This window comes from Nitratireductor aquibiodomus NL21 = JCM 21793 (assembly GCF_000615975.1).
Classification (GTDB): domain Bacteria; phylum Pseudomonadota; class Alphaproteobacteria; order Rhizobiales; family Rhizobiaceae; genus Nitratireductor; species Nitratireductor aquibiodomus.
This window is the reverse complement of record NZ_BAMP01000072.1, coordinates 1-22,860: the sequence shown is the minus strand read 5'-3', so window position 1 is coordinate 22,860 and position 22,860 is coordinate 1. Positions and strand designations below refer to the sequence as shown.

Sequence of the window (22,860 nt, the reverse complement as noted above, 5' to 3'; positions counted from 1 at the left end):
GGGCCGGCCTGCCGTCTGTGCGAACGGGTCGGCTGTCTTGCCCGTGCCGAGCCGCCGGTGACAAGGCCGCTCGGGCTCGATGAGATGGTGACGGGCCTATCCGCGTTCGACTTTCAGTGATGCCTGTCAGGCGATATCGAGCACCACATTGCCGACAACATCGCCGCGTTCCACGGCTTCGTGCGCTTTGACGATGTCGCGCAGGGCGAAGCGCTCGCCGATGGCGTGTTTCAGACTGTTCTTTTCAAGCATGGCGGTGAGCTGGCCGATCGCGGTTTCTCGTTCTTTCGTGAGCAGTTCGTAGACCACAAAGACCTGCAGGGTCAGGCTGTTCCACAACAGTGTGGGAAACGAAACGGGTATGTCGCCCTGCATGCTGGAACCGTAGCAGACGATCTTGCCGTGGGGCGCCAGCGCGCCGTTGGAGATGATCGCGGTGGTGGAATAAAGATCCATGTCGATGAGGCCGTCCACGCCCTTGCCGGAGGTGAGCCCCTTCACCGTGGCGGCCACGTCTTTCGCCTTGTAGTCGATGACGAAATCAGCGCCCGCAGCCCGGGCGTGGGCGGCCCGACCCGGCGAGGCGGTGGCAATGACACGGGCCCCGCGGGCCTTGGCGATCTGGGTGGCGTAGTGCCCGACAGAGGAGCCAGCGCCCGTGACGAGAAGTGTCTTGCCGCTGACGGTCTCGAAGAGGTTCACGGCATGCATGGCTGTCAGCGCGGGAATGCCGAGACATGCTCCCGTCGCGTAATCGACATTTGCCGGCAGGGGAACAGCCTGCGCTTCCGGCAACACGATCGCCTCGGCAGCGGTGCCGAAGGGGCGTCGCCACTGGCCGTTCCAAACCCAGACGCGCTGGCCGACACGACCATGATCCACGCCGGGCCCGACAGCGTCTATCTCGCCAGCGCCATCACTGTGTGGAATGACGCGCCCGGCATTGAGCGGGCGTCCACGCCGCGCCTTCACGTCGGACGGGTTGACGCCCGAGGTGGCCAGCCGAACACGCACTTCGCCGGGGCCGGGCGCGGGAAGAGGCATGTCACCCACCTCCAGAACGTCGCGTGCCGTGCCGTTGCGTTCATACCATGCTGCTCTCACCGCTCGCTCCCGCCCCCACTCCTGCCGTGTTTCCAGCCATTGACAAGGTTTGAAAATCCGGCGCAGGCTTTGTCATCCGCAACCATGACGCAGGTCAATCTTGAACCGCCCCGAAACGACTATCGACACTGACGTTAAGCCCAGTTCTTCCGTTTCACCAGAAGCAGGCGGGGAGATTTCAACAAAAGGCGCCGGCCCCTGTGGGGATTTCATCTCGGCCGAGCACGAGGCGGAGTACCGCGCCTTTGTCGAAGAACACCCGGACCTGGAGGCGGTCGAGTTTCTCATCGTCGATCCGAACGGCATCATTCGCGGGAAATGGGCGCCGGGCGACAGCCTTAAAAAGGCATTTCAGGAGGGTGTGAACTTTCCCATGTCTCTTCACGGCCTCGATGTATGGGGGCGTGAGGTCGAGGAAACGGGGCTTCACATCGAAACCGGCGACAAGGACGGCTATTGTCGGGCGACGCGTGGCTCGCTTGCGATCGTCCCATGGGCCAGGCGCAAGACGGCGCAGGTTCTGCTCCAGACCTTCACGCCGGAGGGTGAGCCCTTCATGGCGGATTCACGCCAGGTGCTGAAGCACAAGGTGGCGGAGGCAAACGCTAAGGGATTTTTCCCTGTCGCCGCGTTTGAGCTGGAGTTCTATCTGCTCGATCCTGAAAAGCAGGACCCGGCCGGCATGCCCACACCGCTTGGCGCTGGCGAGGGACCGGACCGTCTGCGCATGTATGGGCTAGACGATCTGGCCGAGAACGCAGCACTCTTCGATATGATCCGCGATGCTGCGGACGCACAGAACCTGCCCATCGACACGATCATCAAGGAGGCCGCGCCCGGCCAGTTCGAGGTCAATCTGAAACATCGGGCAGACCCGCTGCGGGCGGCCGACGACGTGATTCTCCTGCGCCGCATCGTGATGGGCTGCGCGCGCGAGCATGGGCTGACAGCCACCTTCATGGCAAAGCCCTTCATCGACTACGCCGGCAATGGCATGCATGTGCATACCTCCATGCTCGATGCGGACGGGCAGAACATCTTTGCCGGAGAGACGGGCCGCGAGCGGCTGCTTTCGGCGGTTGCCGGCCTCATCGACACCATGCCCGAATCTCTCATTCTCTACATCAACACCTGGAACGGGTTTCGGCGCATCACGCCCGGCTCCTATGCGCCCACCCATGCAGTGTGGGCGGAAAACAACCGCTCGGTGGCGCTGCGCATACCGGTCTCGACGGAGGAAAACCGGCGCGTCGAGCACCGGATTTCGGGCGCGGACGCCAATCCCTATCTCGTCATGGCGGCGATCATACAGGGCATGATCGAGGGGATCGAAGCGGGTGCGAAGCCGCCGCCGCCGGTGGAAGGCAGCGCCTATGACGAGACGGCGGATCTCGGCCGTGAACTGCCCGACGACATGGATGACGCCCTCCAGCTTGCGTTAAAAAGCCGTTTCATCGACCGGGCGCTCGGGCCCCTTCTGGCAAAGGTCTATCGTGATCTGAAGCGCGCGGAAATCATCGCCTTCTGGAGCGAGATCACGCCGCTGGAACGCACCACTTATCTTTGAGCCCAAACAGAAATTTGCCGCTTGTCGCATTTCCGAAACGACAATAGGGTTGAAAAAAACTTGCGGGTGCCGGTGGCGATTTGCGCGCCGGCAAAAACAGTCCCTTGGGGAGAAATTCCATGCTGCGTAAAACCCTTCTTGCATCCTGCGTTTCCCTTGCAGCGATTGCCGTTTCGGCGGCGGCCAATGCACAGGACCGCGTCGTCAATGTCTACAACTGGTCGGACTATATCGATGATGCGATCCTTGAGGATTTCACCGAGGAAACGGGCATAAAGGTCGTCTACGACGTCTACGATTCCAACGAAATCCTGGAGACCAAGCTGCTCGCGGGCGGCTCGGGCTATGACGTGGTGGTGCCGTCGGGCGAGTTTCTTGGCCGTCAGATCAGCGCCGGCGTCTTCCAGAAGCTCGACAAGGACAAGCTTCCCAACATTTCCAACATGTGGGACATGATCAGCGACCGCGTGGCCGTCTATGATCCGGGCAACGAACACTCCATCAACTACATGTGGGGCACGACGGGCGTTGGCTACAATGTCGGCAAGGCTGAGGAAATTCTCGGCACGGCGAAGGTCGATACCTGGGATGTGATGTTCACGCCGGAACTGGCCGCGAAATTCAAGGATTGCGGCATCTATATGCTGGATTCAGCCAGTGAAGTGGTGCGCTCGGCCCTGATCTATCTGGGCCTTGATCCAAACACACCGTCTTCGGACGATCTTGCCAAGGCGGAAGAGCTGCTTCTTTCGGTTCGCCCCTATGTGCGCAAGTTCCACTCTTCCGAATACATCAACGGTCTTGCCAATGGCGACATCTGCCTGGCGCTCGGCTACTCGGGCGATATCTTCCAGGCGCGCGACCGTGCGGCGGAAGCAGATCAGGGCGTGACGGTCGGCTACGCGATCCCCAAGGAGGGCGCGATGCTGTGGTTCGACCAGATGGCAATCCCGGCGGACGCAAAGAACGTCGAGGAGGCGCACGAGTTTCTCAATTACATCATGCGTCCCGACGTGATCGCCAAGGCGTCGAACTATGTCGTTTATGCCAATGGCAACAAGGCCGCGCAGGCAGAGATGGACGAAGAAGTCGTGGGCGACCCGGCTGTCTATCCCGACGAGGCGACTATGGAGAAACTGCAGGCGCCGCTCCCCTATGACATGCGCACGCAGCGTCAGGTGACGCGCATGTGGACCAAGGTGGTGACGGGTCAGTAGGCCGTTTCAGGGCAGGGGACGCCGATGAAGTCGCTCGGCAGCACACGTCGCAGCTTCGCACCCTGGGCCGATCCCCAGGCGAAGCCGTATATCTCGTTCGAGAATGTCACCAAGACGTTCGGTGATTTCACGGCGGTCGATGATCTGTCCCTCAGCATCTATGAGCGCGAGTTCTTCGCGCTCCTGGGCGCTTCGGGCTGCGGCAAGACCACGCTTCTGCGCATGCTGGCGGGGTTCGAGCAGCCCACCTCCGGCCGCATCTTTCTCGACGGGCAGGATCTTTCGGGCATTCCGCCGCACAAGCGGCCGGTCAACATGATGTTCCAGTCATATGCGCTCTTCCCGCATATGACGGTTGAGAAGAACATCGCCTTCGGCCTGAAGCAGGACCGGATGCCGGCTGACGAGATCGCCGACCGCGTCGCTGCCATGCTGAAGCTGGTGAAGCTCGAACCCTTCGCCAAGCGCAAGCCGCACCAGCTGTCGGGCGGCCAGCGTCAGCGTGTGGCGCTCGCCCGTTCGCTAGCCAAACGGCCCAAGCTCTTATTGCTGGACGAGCCGCTGGGCGCGCTCGACAAGAAGCTGCGCGAAGAGACACAGTTCGAACTGGTCGACCTGCAATACGATCTCGGCCTCACCTTCATGGTCGTCACCCACGATCAGGAAGAGGCGATGACCATGGCCGACCGCATCGCGGTGATGGACAGGGGCAATGTCATCCAGGTGGCGACCCCGGCGGAGATCTACGAGGCGCCGAATTCGCGCTTCGTTGCCGATTTCGTGGGCTCGATCAACATGTTCGAGGGAACCGTGACGGCTGCCGACAGCGAGATGGCCCGCATTGCGGACGCATCCGGCTTCGAGCTCTCGGTGCTCAATGGTGCCGGCGCGGAGAAGGGGGCGAATGTGTGGTTCGCCGTCCGTCCCGAGAAGATCGACATATCCCGCAACCGCCCGGAGAGCGCGGTCAACGCGGTGGAGGGCGAGGTCTGGGACATCGCCTATCTGGGCGACATGACCATCCACCACGTCAAGCTCGATGACGGCCGCATCGTCAAGGCCAGCAGCATCAACCGCCGCCGTGCGGTGGAAGATGTGCTGACATGGCATGACCGGGCATGGGTGTCCTTCCCGGCGGATGCCGGCGTCGTGCTGACGCGGTAGCTGACGATGGCGCGCTTCATCTCCGCAATCGCAGCCCGCTTCGTCATCGCTCTGCCCTATCTGTGGCTGCTGGTGTTCTTCCTCGCGCCGTTTCTGATCGTCTTCAAGATTTCGCTTTCGGAACCGGCACTCGCCATGCCGCCTTATCAGCCGGTTTTCGACATCTTCGCCGGATTTGCGGCGTTCTTCGAGAAAGTCCGCGCTCTTTCGTTCAGCAATTACCTGTGGCTTCTGGACGATCCGCTCTATGTGAATGCCTATCTTTCGAGCATCTGGATCGCCACGGTTTCGACCCTGATCACGCTGGCCGTGGGCTATCCCATCGCCTACGGAATGGCCCGTGCACCGGCCTCGATCAGGCCGACGCTGCTCATGCTGGTGATCCTGCCTTTCTGGACTAGCTTCCTGATCCGCGTCTATGCCTGGATCGGCATCCTGAAGCCGGAAGGGCTGCTCAACCAGTTCCTGATGTTCCTGGGGGTGATCGACGAACCGCTCGTCATCCTCAACACCACGACCGCCATCTATATCGGCATCGTCTATTCCTATCTGCCTTCATGGTTCTGCCGCTCTATTCGACGCTGGAAAAGATGGATGGGTCTCTGATCGAGGCTGCGCGCGATCTCGGCTGTCCGCCCATGGCCGCGTTCTGGAAGGTGACGTTCCCCATGTCTCTGCCGGGCGTGGTGGCCGGTTGCATGCTGGTGTTCATTCCGGCGGTGGGCGAATTCGTCATTCCCGATCTGCTCGGCGGATCGCAGACCCTGATGATCGGCAAGACACTCTGGACCGAGTTCTTCAACAATCGCGACTGGCCGGTTTCATCTGCCGTGGCGGTGATCCTCCTTTTGATCCTGATCGTGCCGATCATGCTCTTCCAGCGCTCACAGGCGCGTTCACGCGAGGCGGGGAATTAGCCATGGCTGGAAGCTGGGGACGCTTCAACATCGTGTCGCTCGTGCTGGGCTTTGCCTTTCTGTACCTGCCGATCCTTCTCCTGGTGATCTACTCGTTCAACGAGTCGCGTCTCGTCACGGTGTGGGCGGGCTTCTCGACGAAGTGGTATGTGGAGCTTTTCTCCAATCGTGGCCTGATGGATGCGGCCTGGGTGACGGCACGGGTTGCCTTCCTGTCGGCGACGGTGGCAACCGTGCTCGGCACGATGGCAGCCATTGCGCTGACACGTTACACGCGCTTTCGCGGCCGTCTCTTGTTCTCCGGCATGGTGTTCGCACCCCTCGTCATGCCGGAAGTCATCACCGGCCTTTCGCTTCTGCTTCTCTTCGTGGCGATCAATTTCGATCGCGGGTTTTTCACCGTCACCATCGCGCACATCACCTTCTCCATGTGTTTCGTTGCCGTGGTGGTTCAGTCCCGCCTCATGAGCTTTGACCAGTCGCTCGAAGAGGCTGCGCTCGATCTCGGTGCGACGCCGGTGAAGGCGTTTTTCCAGGTCACGTTGCCGGTGATTTTGCCAGCGGTGATTTCAGGCTGGATGCTGGCCTTCACCCTGTCACTCGACGATCTGGTGATTGCGAGCTTCACATCCGGCCCTGGTGCGACGACCCTGCCAATGAAGATCTACAGCCAGGTGCGCCTTGGTGTGACGCCGGAAATAAACGCGGTCTGCACCATACTGATCGGGATCGTGGCGATGGGCGTGATTGCCGCATCGATTGTCACCAAGCGGCAGGAAATTCAGCGTCGCCGCGATGAGCGGGCAGCAATGAGAGTGGCGGCCTGAGCGGGGCAAAGATCAGCTATTCGATCAGAAAGGGCGCTATAAAAGGCGCATTCCAGGAGCCGCCGACGAAGAAGGTTTCGCGCGGCCCCTGACCCGCACTGCTTTCCTCCGCGGCAGTCTCCCCGCCGGAAGGTGCCCCCGGCGGAAGAATGCTTCCGGAAAGGGCAATGCCGCGGCCGGCAAAAGGCACGAGCCCGCCGATTGTGATCTTTTCTCCGGTGCTCAGGCGCGCTTCGGCGGTATCGATCCACGCAATACCACCTGCCAGTGTGGCCTTCAAATCCGCGCCCTCGATGGGGAGTTCGCCATCGGCAATGTCCTGCAAGGGGAAAAAACTGCCCTTGTCGTTGTGCTCCCGAAAGGTCTCGAGATTGAGGCCGACAATGCTGCCCTTGCCGAAACTGGCCGAGATCGAACCGTCGGATGTTTCAAGGATCTGGTTCAGCGTTTCTCCATGCCCTTTCAGAAACACGGAAAACGACCCTTTGGCCTTCGGCATGAAGGCGGTGAAATGGAGCTTTTCTCCCATCAGACCGCCGTCGATGTTCTCGGCCGCAATGCGCAGCTCCGCATGATCGCGGCCTTCCACATTGTCGAGCCGGATGCCGAGCTGAAGCATGCCGCCAAACGCCGTGGCGTCGGAAATATCGAGGCTGACCAGCCCGTCGCGAACCTGTGCGGTTGCGGCCACGTCGGTCATCGACACGGATCCGGCTGTCGCCTGTGTGGCCGAAAGGCGAAGGTCGAAATTGAGATCATGCGCCCACGGAGCGGCCGCCGCCTGGGTTGGCGCGTCGGGCTCGGGCGCAAGGGTCTTCAGCAGCGTGCCGAGATCGAGTGCATTGAAGGCAAGCGTGCCGGAGATGGTCGGACGCTGATCGGTAAACGCCACGTCGAACACGCCGGTCGCGTTGCTATCCCCAAGACTGAACTCCGCGGTCTCGAACTTTATGCGCTTGGCATCGCCGATGATTGTGCTGCGAAGCTTCGCGGGCTTGATCGTGCTGCCGGGCCAGTCTTCCAGCAGGGTCCACTCCAGCACCCGCTGCAATGACGGGGCGGAGCTTTCCAGAGTCCCGTTGACGAAGGCTCCGCCAACGAGGTCGGCTTCTCCCTTGAAAGAGAGCGTCAGCGGCGCGCTTTTGACCGTAAGAGAAAGGGCGGTCTTGCCGCCGGCAAGCAGCAGGAGTGGCTCTTCCGTGGAAGCGTCAACAGTGATGCTTTCGCCATGCCAGATGCCTCTGGCGGAAAGGGTGGCGGCACGGTTGAGCGCAGGCCAGTTGAATGTCCCGGTGAAACCACTCAGAAGCGGCGGCCTGCTGGCTCCGCTTAGGGTGATCACGCGACCGTCCTCGACTTCGACCGTCGCAAAACTATCGCTCGGCAGTGCCGTTTTATCGGGTGCTGCGGGATCGGCGGCCAGCAGCTCGCGCGCCACCTCCACCGATTGGGCGAGCCTGCCCCAGTTCGGGATCGACGGCACGCGCATCATCCCGTCCGTATCGTCAAGCCGCAGGACCGGCCGCACGAGGCGTATTTTGGTGAAAACGACCTTGCCGCGCAGGGCCGCGAGCGCCGACAGGTCGACTTCTACACGCTCTGCTTCCATGACGGCGGCGGCGCCATCGTCGTTCCAGTCGGACAGAACGACGTCGTTCAGCACCGCGCTGAAAGAGGGCCAGACACGGATTTGGGGGGCATCGTCCAGCCGGACGCGATAGCCGCTCCAGGCGCTTAGCTGCTGGGCCACGCTGTCGCGCACGATCTGTGTAGAGGCCAGGATCGGCAGGCATACCACCACTGCCACCGCAAGGACGGCAGCAATCACCAGTGCCCATATGCTCTTCTTCATTGCCGACGAGGGCATGGAACCTCATCCCTGGCGCTCCGCCCGGCGAATTTCAAACCGGACTCGACGCTGTCTAACTGGTGGCTCTGAAATGCCACGGTGCAGCGATGCCGGCAAACCGACTTCACAGCTCCTTACGGGTTTAAACATGGCGTATGGCAATTCAAGGACTTGTCGCGCTGCAGGCGGGTATTGCACCGCTTTCTGCAATGCAATGGCCGGTTGGCCTGCGGTGCAGGGAATTGTTTCGCATGAGACCATTGCCGTTCCGGTGCGGAAACGCATAAGAAGAGCAATCGCCTGAACGGCAATGAGGAGGACAGGATGAGGGCAGCCGAGCCGCTTTGGAGACCATCTGAAACCCGGAAGAATGAGGCGCCCGTGTCGGCTTTTGCCAGGCGCGCCGAGAAGGTGGCCGGCCGTAGCCTGCCCGACTACGACGCGCTCCATGCCTGGTCGGTTGAAGATCGTGAGGCGTTCTGGTCGCTGGTCTGGGATTTCTGCGGCGTTATCGGCGACAGGGGCGAACGCATTCTGGTCGATGGCGACCGCATGCCCGGGGCGTCATTTTTTCCCGATGCACGGCTGAACTTCGCGGAGAACCTTCTGCGCGGTTCGGGAAGCGGCGATGCGGTGGTTTTTCGCGGCGAAGACAAGGTCGAGCGCCGGCTTTCCTGGGATGCGCTGCGTGCGCAGGTATCGCGTCTGCAGCAGCTCTTCCGTGACCGGGGCCTGAAAGCCGGTGACCGGGTAGCGGCCATGATGCCCAACATGCCCGAGACACTCGCAGCGATGCTCGCTGCCACGTCGCTTGGTGCCGTCTGGTCCTCCTGCTCTCCCGATTTCGGCATTCAGGGCGTGCTCGACCGGTTCGGTCAGATTGAGCCGACTGTCTTCATTGCGCCGGACGGCTACTGGTATGGCGGCAAGGCCTTCGATGTTTCAGACAAGACGGCGACGGTTCTCGACAAACTGCCGGGCGTTAAGCTGGCTTTGATTGTCGACTATCTCGGTAACGCGCAGGAGGCCGCCGCAAAGATCGACAGGGCCGAGGCCTATGACGAAGCGGTGGCAGGCTACGAGGCAGGGGAACTCGCCTTTGAACGGCTGCCCTTTTCGCATCCGCTTTACATCCTGTTTTCTTCCGGCACGACCGGCATCCCGAAATGCATTGTGCATTCGGCGGGCGGTACGCTTCTCCAGCATGTGAAGGAGCATCGCCTGCATGCCGGACTCAAGCCCGGCGATCGGCTCTTCTACTTCACCACCTGTGGGTGGATGATGTGGAACTGGCTGATGAGCGGGCTGGCTTCCGAGGCCACTCTGCTGCTTTATGACGGTTCTCCGTTCCATCCCGACGGCAACGTGCTTTTCGACTATGCCGATGCCGAGGGCATGACCTATTTCGGCACGTCTGCCAAGTTCATAGATGCGGTGCGCAAGGCCGGCCTGAAGCCGATGGAAAGCCACGATCTCTCAACGGTCGAAACGATCTCGTCGACCGGCTCGCCGCTGGCGCCGGAAAACTTCGCCTTCGTCTACGAGGGGATCAAGAAGGACGTTCATCTCGCCTCGATCTCCGGCGGAACGGACATCGTGTCCTGCTTTGTGCTCGGTGTGCCGACGCTGCCGGTCTGGGTCGGCGAGATCCAGGCGGCCGGGCTCGGCATGGCGGTCGAAGTCTGGGATGACGAAGGGCGTCCGCTTGAGCAAGGGAAGGGCGAGCTCGTGTGCACGCGCGCCTTCCCGGCAATGCCGATCGGATTCTGGAACGATCCGGAAGGCGAAAAATATCACGCGGCTTATTTCGACCGGTTCGACAATGTGTGGTGCCATGGCGATTTCGCCGAGTGGACGGAGCATGGCGGCATTGTCATCCATGGCCGTTCCGACGCGACGCTGAACCCCGGCGGCGTACGCATCGGCACGGCGGAAATCTACAACCAGGTCGAGCAGCTGCCAGAAATCCTCGAGGCGATCTGCATCGGTCAGGAGTGGGAAGACGATGTGCGGGTTGTGCTCTTCGTTCGGCTCGCCGATGACGTGGTGCTTGACGAGGCGCTGGAAAAGACCATCCGCACCAAGATCAGGACGGGAGCAAGCCCGCGTCACGTGCCGGCGCGCATCGTGGCCGTGGCGGACATTCCGCGCACCAAATCCGGCAAGATCACCGAACTTGCCGTACGCGACATCGTTCATGGCCGCGCGGTGAAAAACAGGGAAGCGCTTGCCAATCCCGAGGCGCTGGACCTTTACCGCGACATTCCCGAGCTTAGCACCTGATGTCGGCGCGGCTTGGTTAAGGAAGGATGAAGACGAAATTTACCGAGACTTCACAAGTGGTACGGTTCGGTAAATTTCTCCGCATTCCGGTAAGGTTCTGTTAAGGGTTTGCCCGCGATAGTGTCGGCTAACTTGACGAGCCGGACACCGGTTCCTTCTGTTTATGCAGATGTTCGCCAAGCCCCGTTTTTGACAGCATTCAAGATCCTACAGGCGCCCTTTCCCGGGCGCTTTTTTTTTGCCTGAAATGCCGGTGCATCCACGCGTGCGCGGCACAGGCATACGCAAGCCTATTGGATGAATGTCAGGTGTTGTGGTCGCGCATCAGGGGGCGTGACAGAAGGATCACCGGCACGATGGCCGTGGCGATGATGAGGAGCGCGGCGACGGCACCATCCTCCACCACGCCGCGGGACGCGTTTTCATAAACGTGCGTGGCGAGCGTGCGGAAGCCGAAGGGGCGCAGGAGAATGGTCGCCGAAAGTTCCTTCACCGTGTCCACAAAGACGAGGATAGCCGCCGTCAGGATAGCCGGCTTCAGAAGCGGCAGGAGAATGCTCATGGCGCTCTGGTTCGCCGTCTTGCCGAGGCTGCGGGCTGCCTGATCCAGATTGGGAGGCAGTTTTTCCAGACCCGAGCGGACCGCGCTTTCAGCCAGTGCCAGAAAGCGGATCGTGCAGGCGATGACGATGGAGGCTGCCGTGCCGGTCAGGAGAAGCCCGGTGGAAAAGCCGCCATAGGTGCGTGCAGCGCTATCGACCGTGTTGTCGATGGCGGCGAGGGAGAGAAGCAGGCCGAGGCCGAGGATCGTGCCAGGGAGGGCATATCCGATGGAGGCAAGCCGCACCAGCGCCATGGTGTAGGGCGAGCGCGAGAGGCGCATGGCATTGAGAAGGAGAAGGGCGATGACAACGGTCGCGATGGCGGTGACGCTGGCCACGGTGACACTGGTCAGGAATGCCTGCAGAACCTGCGGATCCGCAAACTGGTAGAGTCGCTTCGAGACATAGCGGCCAAAGACGAAAAGCGGAACGCCGAAGCCCGACAGGATGGGCAGGATGAGGGCGCCGGTTGCGAGAATGCCTTTGAAGCCCGGGAGCGGCAGACGGGGCGGGCGCACATGCATCTGGGTGCCGCGGGCGCTGTGAAAGCGCTGTTTGCGGCGCGCCCATTGCTCGGCTGTCAGAAGCAGGAAGACGATGACAAGCATCACGGAAGCGATCTGCGCCGCCCCTTCGAGGCTCCCGCGATTGAGCCAGGTGGAATAGACCGACAGGGTGAGCGTGCGAACGCCGAGATATTCCACCGCGCCGATGTCGTTGAGTGTCTCCATCATCACCAGCGCCAGGCCGGCGACGATGGCCGGGCGGGCGACGGGCAGCAGGATACGGAAGAAGACACGCGCCGGCCGCGCGCCCAGCGTGCGCGCCACATCGGCAATATTGCGCCCCTGCATGAGAAAGACGACGCGGGCCGTGAGATAGACATAGGGGAAGGTGACGGACGTCACCACGAGGGCGGCGCCCCAGGTGGAGCGGATGTCGGGGAACCAGTAGTCGCGCGCGCTTTCGAAACCGAAGATGGCGCGGAACGCGCTCTGCAACGGTCCGACATAGTGGAAGAATTCGCCAAAGGCATAGGCGGCCAGATAGGTGGGCACGGCGAGCGGCAGCACCAGAGCCCATGAGAGGAGCCGGCGCAGCGGAAACTCGTAGCCGACCACCAGCCAGGCCGATCCGACACCGATGACGGCCGTGCCCATGGCGACAAGTCCGAGCAGCGCGAGTGTCGTTCCGAGCGACTGCGGCAGAACGTAGCGCAGGAGATGCGGCCAGGCTTCGCCCGTGCCGGAAAGAGCGACGAGCAGGATCGTGGCGACGGGAAGAAGGACGGCCAGCGCGATTATGAGACTGCCAAGCCGCGCGGCACCGTGGCGCTCTCCCCGAACGCGGGGGAAACGGTGTTCACGAAGGGGTGCTGTCGGCGCTGGCTGGAGGGGCATGGCTACAGGTGCGATACGATTGCGGGTGTCCCCGCAAATGCAAAAAGCCGGGTCCCGCTAAGGACCCGGCTTTCAAGTTTTAAAGATGGATCAGCTCGCCGGGCCGTCATCAAGACCGACACGGTCAACCATTTCGGAGGCCGCCTTGCGGTTCTTCGCGATCTCGGCAAGCGGCAGGCTGTCCGGCTTGATCTTGCCGAAGGACTGCACGGTTTCAGAAACCGTGGCGCCGGGAAGAACCGGATATTCGTAATTGGTCTCGGCATAGATCGACTGGGCCTCGGCGCTGCCCAGGAAGCGCATCAGCTCGAGCGCGTTGTCACGGTTCGGCGCGTGCTTCGCCATGGCCATGCCTGAGATATTGACATGAGTGCCGCGATCCTCGGAATTGGGGAACAGGACCTTCATCGAAGCGGCCCAGTCCTTCTGCTCCGGCTCTTTCTCATTGTTGATCATGAGGCCGACATAATAGGTGTTGCCGATGCCCAGATCGCACTCACCGGCATAGATGGCCTGCGCCTGCGCGCGGTCGTTGCCGCTCGGCTTGCGTGCGAGATTGGCCTTGAGGCCCTTCATCCACTCTTCTGCCTTTTCCTCGCCGAGATGGGCGATCATCGAGGCGAACAGGGCGATGTTGTAGTTGTGCTGGCCGCTGCGCATGCAGATCTTGCCCTTCCACTTGGGATCGGCCAGCTCTTCATAGGTGATGGTGTCCTGCTCGACGCGGTCCTTGGAGCATAGACAACGCGGCCGCGCGTGGTGACGCCGAACCAGTGGCCTTCCGGATCGCGGAACTCGGAGGGAATTTCGGAATTCACCGTCTCGTCTTCGACGGTCTGGGTGATGCCCTTTTCCTTGGCATTCATCAGGCGGCCGATGTCGACCGTGAGGATGACGTCTGCCGGCGAATTGGAGCCTTCCGCGGCAATACGGTCCTCAAGCCCCTTGTCCAGGAAAAGGACTTCGGTCTCAATCCCGGTCTTCTCGGTGAAAGCGTCGAGCAGCGGCTGGATAAGGAAGGGCTGGCGGTAGGAATAGATGTTCACCGTTCCCTCGGCCTGGGCAGCAGGCAGGGTGGTGGCAAGCGTTCCCGCGGCGACAAGCGCGGCAAGACCGGCGCGGGCAGCGATCAGTTTGTTTGTCAGCATAGGTGTCTCCAAACCTTTGGGATTCAAGGTCCCAGGGAATGCGCAGCTCTTGCTCCGCAGTGCGGCTGTATCTCGCGGAAAAAACACCGATCGTCAAGAAAAATGCGAACAATATCATTAGTTTAGAAATATTCTAAACTACGAATGTCATCTTTTCTGACTGTGATCTGGCCGGCTGCTCAGTCGGCCAGCACGCGTGTCGGCGGAAATGAAACCTCGACAAGCGTGCCTTCGCCGGGCACCGAGTTGATGGCAAAGGCGGCACGATTGGCTTCCACCATGGCGCGGGTCAGCGGCAGGCCTAGGCCGGTCCCGTCACCACGTTTGCGCTTCAAGCTGTTGATTTGCTTGAAAGGCTTTAGCGCTTCCTCGATTTCTGCCGGGCTCATGCCGATGCCGGTGTCGCGCACGCGCATGATGACCGACCCGTCCGAACTATAGGCTGTCGAGATGATCACCTGGCCGCCGGCGGGCGTGTAACGCACCGCATTGGACAGAAGGTTGAGCGCGATCTGGCGAACGCTGCGCGGGTCGGCGACCACATCCGGCAGATTCGAGGCGAAGCTCGAACGGATGATGACGCGCTCTCGATTGGCCTGCGGCTGCATCATGGCCACGGTTTCGCCGAGCACATCGTTGAGCGACACCGCCTCATAGTGCATCTCCTGCTCGCCGGCTTCGATCTTGGAAATGTCCAGCAGATCGTTGACGAGATCGAGCACATGATTGCCCGAACGGTTGATGTCCTGCAGATAGTCGCGGTAGCGGTCATTGCCGATGGGGCCGAACTTTTCATCGAGCATCAGCTCGGAAAAGCCGATGATCGCGTTGAGCGGTGTCCGCACCTCGTGGCTGACACGCGCCAGAAACTCCGACTTCTGCGAGGAGGCGCGCTCGGCCTCGGCGCGCGCCTGGGTCAGCTCCTCCGCGGCGCGTTTCCATTGGGTGACATCGCGCAGGACAGCACAGAAACCGCTGCTGTGCGGCAGGCGCCCCATGGTCATGAAAAGCGGGATGAAACGCCCCTGGGCCTCGCGCCCGATCACTTCCAGACCGTCATTGAGGACGCTGGCAACGCCATTGTCGGAAAGGCTTTCCAGATGCGTCCTCACCGCTCCCTGGCTTTCGATGGCGAAGAGTGCGGTGAAGGGTTTGCCGGTTACATCCTGATCGTCAAAACCGAAAAGCGCTTCCGCCGGCCGATTGGTCGAGCGGACATTGCCGTCATTGTCGATGACCACCACGCCATCCGTCGCCGTATCGACGATGGCCCGCATCTCGGCCAGATGCATCTGCAGCTCGGCGGTCTGGGCGTCGAGTTCGGCGTCGCTCACCGCTTCGGCTTGCGCATCGGCTGCGCCTGTTCCCGCGATTGCGGCAACGGCTTCTGTCCCGGTTTCGATGGGTTGCAGCGCAAGAAGCAGAGCCTTTCCATCGCGCCAGGGAACAGACTGAAGATGCGCGTGCACATCGAGCTCGTCGCCCTGAGCCGTCCTGATTTTCAAAGCCTGCGCGTCGGCAGGGGCCTGCGAAACCTCGTAGCTTTCAGGGAAAAGAACGTCGAGACCGCCGCTTGCCTCAAGCGTTTTCAAGTCCACGTAGCCGGTCAGATCGAAAAAGGCACTGTTGGCATAGTGGAGCGTGTCTCCCGCATGAATTACGATGGGCAGCGGCAGACCGGCCAGGAGGCCGGGGCTGTTCTCGTCACTGTCGGCAGGCATGGTGTAGAACGCCGACGGAACGATGGCCGAAGACGACATCCGTGGGGCGGGCACATCTTCGGAACGCTCTCCGGCAGGCTTTGACTGCACGTCACCCTTGACCGGTTCCTCGCTCTTTGAGGAGGCCGGCACTTCTTCTTCTGCGTTTACATCGCCGGTTGCGTCCGGTGTGGTGTCCGGTTCCGTATCGCCTGTATCGGGTGAAACGGTGTCGGGCGAAGCATCGAGGTTTTCGGGTTCCTGTTCCTGCCGGTTTTCCTGGCGCAGGCGCTCACCGATCTCCCGGAAAGCCGTCGTTTCCGTCGGCGACAGCCCGCCTTCCGTGGCCGGTGCAGCGCGATGTTCGGCGAGACGGATGATCTTGACCGGCTCGTGTTCAGCATCACCGGCGGATTCCGGTGCCGGTTCGGAAAGGTCCCCGACCGGCCCATGATCATCGAGCGGCAGCGGCTCCGTGGCCTCTTTGTCTGCAGATTCCGTGGCCGGGTCCGTCGGCATGTCGCGTGTCGGCAGGGGAGCGCCAGGTGTCAGCACGAGGCCGATGCCCTCCGGGTCTGTCACCGCGTCGTTCATACGCGCCAGACCGAACCCGTGAAACCCTTCGAAGATACGGCCGCGGCCATAGATGGGCAGGGCGGCCAGATCGACCGGAATTTTGAGATCCGTGCCTTCCAGTGGCCACATGACGGTCCTGCCGGACCAGGTGTCGCGGCGCTCGAGCAACGCCGAAATGCGCCCTTCGGGATCGAGCCCGAACGCGTTTGAGACATCGCGGAAGCGCCGGCCCATCACATCGGCCGCCGCCGGGCCAACCGCCTCGGCAAAGGCGTCCGACAGCGCAGTAAAACGGCCTTCCGCGTCCGTGCGCCAGGCAAAACGGACCGTTCCTCGTGGTCGCTCCACCGGAGCCGAAGGTGCGCTTTCCGCTTCATCTTTGATCGGACCGGCAGGGGCGCCATCCACAATGACCTGCGGGCCTTCCGGCGCAGTTTCATCGTTGCTGTTGCTCTCGAACGGCGGCGGGCCATCGACCGGTGCCGGTGTGCCGGCCGGTTCTTCCGAAGCCGAAACAGTCGCTGGCGCGTCGGCCACAGGGTTTTCGGCGTCCGAAACAGTCGGTGGCGGCGTGGTGCCCCCGGTCGTTAGAACCGGCTGCGGAGGCTGAGGCTCATCCTGCTGAAGCGGTGCGTTCTGCTCGTCGACGACGACAAGCAGATGCCAGGCGGGATCGTCAGTCAGCCTGGCAAAAGCGGCGGGCCGGCGGCGCCCGCCGCCCTCCACCATGCGCTTGACCAGGCGGTCTTCCTCATCGCGCACTTCGCCAACCAGCGCGCGCAGCGTTTCGCGCTCTATACCGAGCGCCTGGAAACTGCCCGAGGCAGCGGCAACGAGGCCATGCTCATCCACAAGAGCGGCGAACTGGTCTGCGGCGTCGAAGCTTCAACGGCAGCTGTGGCGCGGAAACTGTCCTCGCGCATGCGGGTCGAAACCGCCTTGCGCGCGAGAAGAATAGCCTCTTCGCCACCGGGCAAAACGACCGTGGATGCGCTCAGATTGACAATGGGCGATCTGAGCCCACGCCCAAGGCGTGTGGCGACGGTGCGTTCGCTGGAAATTCTCGGAAAGCCGGGGGTGGCAGAGATTTGACGCCGGGTCGTCATGGACAGGCCGCTTTCGGCGCCGATCGCCTCGTCGATGTTGCGATGGCCGATCATTGCCGCCCCGGGGCCGTTTGCCCAGATCACCGTGTCGAGCGCCGTGGTGAGGATGAGCAGTGCGTCGCCGGCGGCAAAGCGCTCGCGCACCTGATTGAGAACCGCAATGTCAACGAAGGAATATGAGACAGACGCCATTCAAACGAGCCAGACAATTTTTCTTCACGCGGGTCGGCCGAAGATTCGCAGGGCGCGACAACCGCAACGGTTCAAACAGCATCGGGCTGCCATCCTCAACCGCAGAACGCGGCATCCCGACAACGACGTTAACACCTTATTAATAAAAGCATGTGGCGGCGAGGTCCACAAATGCCAATGGCGCGCGAGCACGAATTCTCGCTGATTGGTTAACTGCAGACAGGCAAAATGCTGCATCGCAACAATGATGTTGCAATGCACAATAACCGATGCTATATAGCCACCATGAATTGTCGGGCGGGTGTCAACCCTACGGAGAACCGCCATGAACGAGAACCAAAGGACCGCGGATATGACCAAGACCACGCAGAAGGACAACGGGACCGCTGAGTTCCCGACGTTTGACGCGACGCAGGCGAGCGAGCAGTTCCGCGCTTTCGCCGAAAAGAGCGCCGAGCAGACGAAAGAAGTTTATGCCCGCATGAAGGTGAATGCCGAAGAGACCCAGAAGGCTCTTGAGGCGACCTTTGAGAATGCGAAATCGGCTGGCAACGAGTTCACCACGAAGTCGATTGCCGCGCTGCGCGAGGGCACCGAAGCCAACCTGGCCCATCTTGAGGCTCTTGCTGGCGCCCGCTCCTTCGCCGAGCTGATCGAAATGCAGAGCAACTTCATGCGCAAGCGCATGGAAGTGGCTGTGGACCAGATGAAGGATTTTCAGGCTGCCTCGCAGAAGTCGGCCGAAACCGTGGCCAAGCCGATGAAGGACGTCTTCGAGAAGACCGTCAAGGAACTGCGCGTCGCCTGAGGCGTTTAGCGCTTAGAAAAGTCCGGCAGCGCACTCCTCCTCCCGTCGCTGCCGAGTGGGACCGAAACCTCCTCCCTTCGGTCCCTTGTGAAAAAGACCGGGATCCTCCCCCCGGTCTTTTTTCTTTTGTTCTTTTGGCTTGAAAAAGCGATCATTTGCCCGTATTGACGCGGCTGCCGGTCACCGGTCGTGTGCGGTTGTAGCTCAGTTGGTTAGAGCGCAGGATTGTGGCTCCTGAGGTCGGTGGTTCGAATCCACCCAACCGTACCATTTCCCCCAAGTTCCATTCCGATTACATCGTTCATCGCCGCGCCCGGCTGTGCTGTAGCGGCAGGGCGAGCCTTGATGCGATTCGGGACTGTCCGAAAGGCGCGGCTGGCGGGTCCTGAACCGGCCCGACATCGGCAACCTACGCCTTTTTATCATTTGCCGATCGGTGATCGTTCTCCCAGACTGCCGGCATGCCTGCGGATGGGAGGATGATATGGGCGTTCTGGTCGACGAGAAATTCTGGGTGATGGCGACAAACCGGATGTGGCTGAGTTTCCCGCCGCCTGACCGGCCCATCTCAAACGAGGAACTGGCCGAGATCCTGGAAATCGGTTGCCGGACCTTCTCCGAGGTGCTTGCCGATCCGGATTACGCAAGGGATCTCGAGGAAGTCACCGCCCTGCGCGACACTGTCGATACCAATGCACCGGGGTGGCTTGAGGATTTTCGCGGCTTCTTCGAAAGATTCGCGCAGCGCGAGCGCGCGCTTCTCGTACAGTCCCAGATGGACGAACGGGTCGCGGTCCGGTTGCTGACTGCGCTTCAGGATGTAGTTGTGGGAACCGGTGAGGCCGAGAACTGGATTGCCGAGGCCGAGAATCTTGATCGCCTGTTCCACAATGCGCGAGACATTTGCTGCGGCTATGCCGAGCGGGCCAGAAGGGAAGCGATCCAGGCGACGCCTGAAGAACGCAGCAAACTGGTCCACGATGCACTCGAACTCGTCGGAGGCGGCGCCATGATTGCGATCGACACGACCGCATGGGAGCCCACGTCAATCATCGGCGGGGGCCTGTTGATCTACGGTGTGGTGCGACGGCGCCTGTAGGCCGCTTCATAGTGGGAATTGAAGGCGCCCCTCGCCGGTTTTGATATCTTCATTGCCGCACTGCCAGTCGGGTTCACCCGAGTGCGAAAAGCGCCGGGAGCGGGTATAATCTCACCTGCTGACGCAGGAGCCGCGATCTGAGGTGAAGCCGGGGGAGGATTGTAAGGCCGATGAAAGACCTGTTTCGACTGTCGCGTTACCATTGGCTGTTTCTGTTTCTGGTCATGGCGTTCTGCGCCTTCGCCACCGCGTTCCTGTCTTTTCAGCTGATCAACATCGCCATGGCGAATCTGGAATTCATCGCCACTCACGGCCTGATGGGCATCATCGATGGAGGGCTCTTGCAGTTCCTTTCCATTCTCGCCAAGGGGATTCTGATCGTAATCCTGTATTTCTGCTTCAAGGGGATGGAAGCGGAACTGCTTCAGCGGTGGAGACGGATCGGCCGCTGAGTATAGGGGGGAATTACGCGGCGAGCGCGATCTCGACGCGATTCCGGCCTGCTTCCTTGGCACGGTAGAGCGCCATGTCTGCGCGTTTGAAAGCAGTCGCAAACGGCTCGACATCTTCGACGCCGTCGCTGGCGTAGAGACCGATGCTCACGCTCAGATTGATCTCCAGCGTGCCTTCGTGGCGATAGGGCGTGCCGGCAACGGCCTTGCGAAGGCGCTCGCCGAGGCCGAAGGCGCGTTTTGCATCATGCGACGGGAGAACGAGAGCGATCTCCTCGCCGCCATAGCGGGCCACGAGGTCGGTCTTTCGCACATTGGAGCGGACGAGAACGGCCAGATGCTGCAGAACCTTGTCGCCGACATCGTGCCCGTGTGCATCGTTAATCTGTTTGAAATGATCGATGTCGATCAGCATCAGTGCGCAGGCATCGCCGCGCTGGCTTGCCGCTTCCATCAGGTCGGGGCCGCGCATGTCGAAGGCGCGCCGGTTTGCAAGCCGTGTCAGAGAATCGGTGGAGGCTTCCCGCGTCAGTGTGTTCTCGCGCTCAAACTGGCGCTTCTGCCGATCAACAATGCCGCCGACAATCATCGTGCCGAGAATGTTCATGACGAGCATCACCGGGCCCACTTTCATCAAGATGGCCACGGCTGTTTCAAAAGGCAGCAGAAACATCGAGACGAGCGAAGCGGCGCAGAAGACACCGAGCACGGCGAATGCGAAAAGCCCGGTGCGCCGGCGTTTGAAATGGAGGGCGAAAACAATGCCGGCAGCAGCACACATCAATATGCCGACGCCACCAGGAAGCGCTCCGGCACCGCCCAGCCAGAGCCTGTAGGCGAAAGCGGCAAGCGTGGTGGCACCGACGGCGAGCCACCCTCCGAAGCTCATGGCAAGAATGACGAAAGCATTGCGCAAATCGAAGATGATGCCGGGTGCAACCTCCACCGGGAGCGTCATCGAGCCGACGGCACCGGCGGCGAAGACAAGTGCAACCAGCGTATGCCGTACGCTCGGCGTCGGGCAGCTGCGCAGGACGATGTCGTAGAACAGTGCAGCGATTGCGGCGATCCCCAAATTCTGCAAAACGCCGGAAACCAGCATCGCTGTCGTCATCACACCATCCTCATTCTGCCGGAATGCTACAGGTTCAAGGTTTCGATGCGGTAAAGGACGATTGGTATTCGTCCCGGTTGCGTAGAACTGGAGCTAAAACAGACTTCCCTGACCCTTCGGCCCGTCATTCGGCGGCTTGCTCTTCTTCGTGGCCGCAACGGCCTTGCGGCCATCGCTGGCAGCCACCGCGCGGGCAACGCCGTCGGCAAACTGAATCTGCAGCTCAAGGCCGGGCTGGATGTCCACGGCACGCTTCAACGGCAGGTCATCGGGACCGCGCACAAGCGCAAAACCCCGTTCCAGAACGCCTTCATGGGAAAGCGATCTGGCGAGCCGCATGGCCTGATCCGCACTCGCGTGGCCCTGCTTCAACAAAATGTCGACCTGCGCGTCCGCCCGGCGCCGCGCCTGGGAAAGACGGTCGCGCCAATAGGCAATACGCTGGTTGAGCGCCATGGGGGAAACGCGTGCCGCATCGCGGTCGAACCGGGTGCGCTGGGCGCGTACGAGGGAAAGAAACACGCCTGGCAGCCGCTCGCCGGAGGCAGCCGTGCGGCGGCGCGCTTCAATGAGGCGGCGTTCAAGCGTTGCGGGCGAAAGGCGCAGGCTGTTGAATGCGATGCGCTTGCGCTGTGTTGCTGCTGTGAGTGCGCGGCCAAGCCGCCCTGCAGCTTCATCAAAGCGCCGGCGCGGCAGGGCAAGAAGCTGATCGGGAGAGGGCAGGGCGCGCGAAAGCGCGCGCAGCGCCTGCCGCTTGCGATCGCCCTCGCGTGAAATCGCGCCCTTGAGACGCGCGGAAAGCCGGGCGAGGGATGCTTCAAGCTCGGCCCTGACCGGCACCGCCATTTCCGCAGCACCCGTCGGCGTGGGCGCGCGCCGGTCGGCGGCGAGGTCGATCAGCGTCCAGTCCGTCTCATGGCCGACAGCGGAAATCACCGGGATGTCGGAGGCTGCGACGGCGCGCACCACGGCTTCGTCGTTAAAGCCCCAGAGATCCTCCAGGCTGCCGCCGCCGCGCGCGACGATCAGGAGATCCGGCCGGGGCAGGGGACCTTCCCCGGGCAGCGCATTGAAGCCGGCCACGGCGTGGGAAACTTCATCACCGGTGGTCTCGCCCTGCACGCGGACGGGCCAGACCATGACGTGTACGGGAAAGCGGTCGGAAATCCGGTGGATGATATCGCGGATAACAGCCCCGGTGGGCGAGGTCACCACGCCGATGACGCGCGGCATGAAGGGCAGGGGCTTCTTGCGGCTGTCGTCGAACAGCCCTTCGGCGGCAAGCTTCTTCTTGCGCTCTTCCAGAAGCGCCATGAGCGCGCCGGCTCCGGCCGGCTCGACGCTGTCGATCACGATCTGATATTTGGACGAGCCCGGATAGGTGGTCAGTTTGCCGGTGGCGATAATCTCCAGCCCTTCCTGCGGCAGGAACTTGAGCTTGGAGAAGACACCGCGCCAGATCACGGCTTCAAGCCGCGCACGGTCGTCCTTGAGGGCGAAATAGGCGTGGCCGGAGGAATGCGGACCGCGATAGCCGGAGACTTCGCCGCGCACGCGCACATGGCCGAACGCGTCTTCCACGGTGCGCTTCAGGGCACCGGAAATCTCGCTGACGGAAAACTCCGCGACATTGCTCTGCGAATCGGCTTGGCGGGATGTGTTCATGGCACGGGATTGAGACGGGTCGCGCAGGCAGGGTCAAGCCCGTGGGAAAGTTCCATCCACATGGTTCCCC

General features: G+C 61.7%; 16 protein-coding genes, 1 tRNA gene and 2 pseudogenes. 11 read left to right on the top strand and 8 right to left on the bottom strand.

The window, feature by feature from the left end; genetic code table 11:
• Positions 1 to 120 (top strand): short-chain fatty acyl-CoA regulator family protein (locus tag JCM21793_RS28885; RefSeq protein WP_155983469.1); only part of this gene is annotated, 120 nt, incomplete at its 5' end.
• Between the two features lie 6 nt (positions 121 to 126).
• Here the strand turns inward: JCM21793_RS28885 and JCM21793_RS17115 are convergent.
• On the bottom strand, positions 127 to 1,104 hold the full coding sequence (locus tag JCM21793_RS17115) for an NADPH:quinone reductase (RefSeq protein ID WP_025031140.1): 978 nt from the start codon (positions 1,102 to 1,104) through the stop codon (positions 127 to 129).
• A gap of 100 nt (positions 1,105 to 1,204) precedes the next feature.
• Between JCM21793_RS17115 and JCM21793_RS17110 the strand changes: the two genes are divergently transcribed.
• The 5 genes and pseudogenes from JCM21793_RS17110 to JCM21793_RS17090 all read left to right on the top strand — a co-directional run bounded on the left by JCM21793_RS17110 (position 1,205) and on the right by JCM21793_RS17090 (position 6,796).
• The gene (locus tag JCM21793_RS17110) at positions 1,205 to 2,671 is read left to right on the top strand and encodes a glutamine synthetase family protein (protein ID WP_025031139.1); all 1,467 of its coding nucleotides are present in this window, start codon (positions 1,205 to 1,207) and stop codon (positions 2,669 to 2,671) included.
• Positions 2,672 to 2,790: 119 nt separating this feature from the next.
• A complete protein-coding gene (locus JCM21793_RS17105; protein ID WP_007008999.1) occupies positions 2,791 to 3,888 on the top strand; it encodes a polyamine ABC transporter substrate-binding protein in 1,098 nt (365 codons plus the stop codon).
• Positions 3,889 to 3,912: 24 nt separating this feature from the next.
• On the top strand, positions 3,913 to 5,052 hold the full coding sequence (locus JCM21793_RS17100; RefSeq protein WP_025031138.1) for an ABC transporter ATP-binding protein: 1,140 nt from the start codon (positions 3,913 to 3,915) through the stop codon (positions 5,050 to 5,052).
• A 6-nt stretch (positions 5,053 to 5,058) separates the two neighbouring features.
• Positions 5,059 to 5,969 (top strand): annotated as a pseudogene (locus JCM21793_RS26685) (ABC transporter permease subunit).
• Between the two features lie 2 nt (positions 5,970 to 5,971).
• Positions 5,972 to 6,796 carry an ABC transporter permease gene (locus JCM21793_RS17090; RefSeq protein ID WP_025031137.1) on the top strand — a complete coding sequence of 275 codons (825 nt, stop codon included), beginning with the start codon at positions 5,972 to 5,974 and terminating at the stop codon, positions 6,794 to 6,796.
• Positions 6,797 to 6,812: 16 nt separating this feature from the next.
• Here the strand turns inward: JCM21793_RS17090 and JCM21793_RS17085 are convergent, their stop codons facing one another.
• Complete coding sequence (locus JCM21793_RS17085) at positions 6,813 to 8,663, bottom strand: AsmA family protein (RefSeq protein WP_025031136.1); 1,851 nt, start codon at positions 8,661 to 8,663, stop codon at positions 6,813 to 6,815.
• 306 nt (positions 8,664 to 8,969) lie between these two features.
• Here JCM21793_RS17085 and JCM21793_RS17080 point away from each other — a divergent pair, with 306 nt between their 5' ends.
• Positions 8,970 to 10,928 (top strand): acetoacetate--CoA ligase, encoded by a 1,959-nt coding sequence (locus tag JCM21793_RS17080; RefSeq protein WP_007008993.1) that lies wholly within the window; start codon positions 8,970 to 8,972, stop codon positions 10,926 to 10,928.
• A 304-nt stretch (positions 10,929 to 11,232) separates the two neighbouring features.
• On the opposite strand, the gene JCM21793_RS17075 is transcribed toward JCM21793_RS17080, so the two are convergent.
• The 4 genes and pseudogenes from JCM21793_RS17075 to JCM21793_RS31640 form a co-directional block, all read right to left on the bottom strand.
• Positions 11,233 to 12,930, bottom strand: a complete 1,698-nt coding sequence (locus tag JCM21793_RS17075; RefSeq protein WP_025031135.1) for an ABC transporter permease — start codon at positions 12,928 to 12,930, stop codon at positions 11,233 to 11,235.
• A gap of 90 nt (positions 12,931 to 13,020) precedes the next feature.
• Positions 13,021 to 14,078: pseudogene (locus JCM21793_RS26680) on the bottom strand (Fe(3+) ABC transporter substrate-binding protein).
• Positions 14,079 to 14,257: 179 nt separating this feature from the next.
• Complete coding sequence (locus tag JCM21793_RS26675; protein WP_306306771.1) at positions 14,258 to 17,206, bottom strand: histidine kinase dimerization/phospho-acceptor domain-containing protein; 2,949 nt, start codon at positions 17,204 to 17,206, stop codon at positions 14,258 to 14,260.
• Positions 17,149 to 17,652, bottom strand: a complete 504-nt coding sequence (locus JCM21793_RS31640; RefSeq protein ID WP_306306770.1) for a hypothetical protein — start codon at positions 17,650 to 17,652, stop codon at positions 17,149 to 17,151. The genes JCM21793_RS26675 and JCM21793_RS31640 overlap by 58 nt, the downstream gene beginning before the upstream one ends.
• 325 nt (positions 17,653 to 17,977) lie before the next feature.
• Here JCM21793_RS31640 and JCM21793_RS17060 point away from each other — a divergent pair, with 325 nt between their 5' ends.
• The 4 genes from JCM21793_RS17060 (at position 17,978) to JCM21793_RS17045 (ending at position 20,011) form a co-directional block, all read left to right on the top strand.
• On the top strand, positions 17,978 to 18,460 hold the full coding sequence (locus tag JCM21793_RS17060) for a phasin (protein ID WP_007008989.1): 483 nt from the start codon (positions 17,978 to 17,980) through the stop codon (positions 18,458 to 18,460).
• Between the two features lie 193 nt (positions 18,461 to 18,653).
• Positions 18,654 to 18,730: transfer RNA gene (locus JCM21793_RS17055), tRNA-His, on the top strand.
• A 214-nt stretch (positions 18,731 to 18,944) separates the two neighbouring features.
• Positions 18,945 to 19,559, top strand: a complete 615-nt coding sequence (locus JCM21793_RS17050; protein WP_007008988.1) for a hypothetical protein — start codon at positions 18,945 to 18,947, stop codon at positions 19,557 to 19,559.
• Between the two features lie 170 nt (positions 19,560 to 19,729).
• The gene (locus JCM21793_RS17045; protein ID WP_007008987.1) at positions 19,730 to 20,011 is read left to right on the top strand and encodes a hypothetical protein; all 282 of its coding nucleotides are present in this window, start codon (positions 19,730 to 19,732) and stop codon (positions 20,009 to 20,011) included.
• 13 nt (positions 20,012 to 20,024) lie between these two features.
• On the opposite strand, the gene JCM21793_RS17040 is transcribed toward JCM21793_RS17045, so the two are convergent.
• Together JCM21793_RS17040 and xseA are read right to left on the bottom strand one after the other, a co-directional pair.
• The gene (locus tag JCM21793_RS17040) at positions 20,025 to 21,125 is read right to left on the bottom strand and encodes a diguanylate cyclase (RefSeq protein WP_007008986.1); all 1,101 of its coding nucleotides are present in this window, start codon (positions 21,123 to 21,125) and stop codon (positions 20,025 to 20,027) included.
• Between the two features lie 93 nt (positions 21,126 to 21,218).
• Positions 21,219 to 22,790 carry an exodeoxyribonuclease VII large subunit gene (xseA, locus tag JCM21793_RS17035; protein WP_025031133.1) on the bottom strand — a complete coding sequence of 524 codons (1,572 nt, stop codon included), beginning with the start codon at positions 22,788 to 22,790 and terminating at the stop codon, positions 21,219 to 21,221.
• Positions 22,791 to 22,860: the final 70 nt, after the last annotated feature.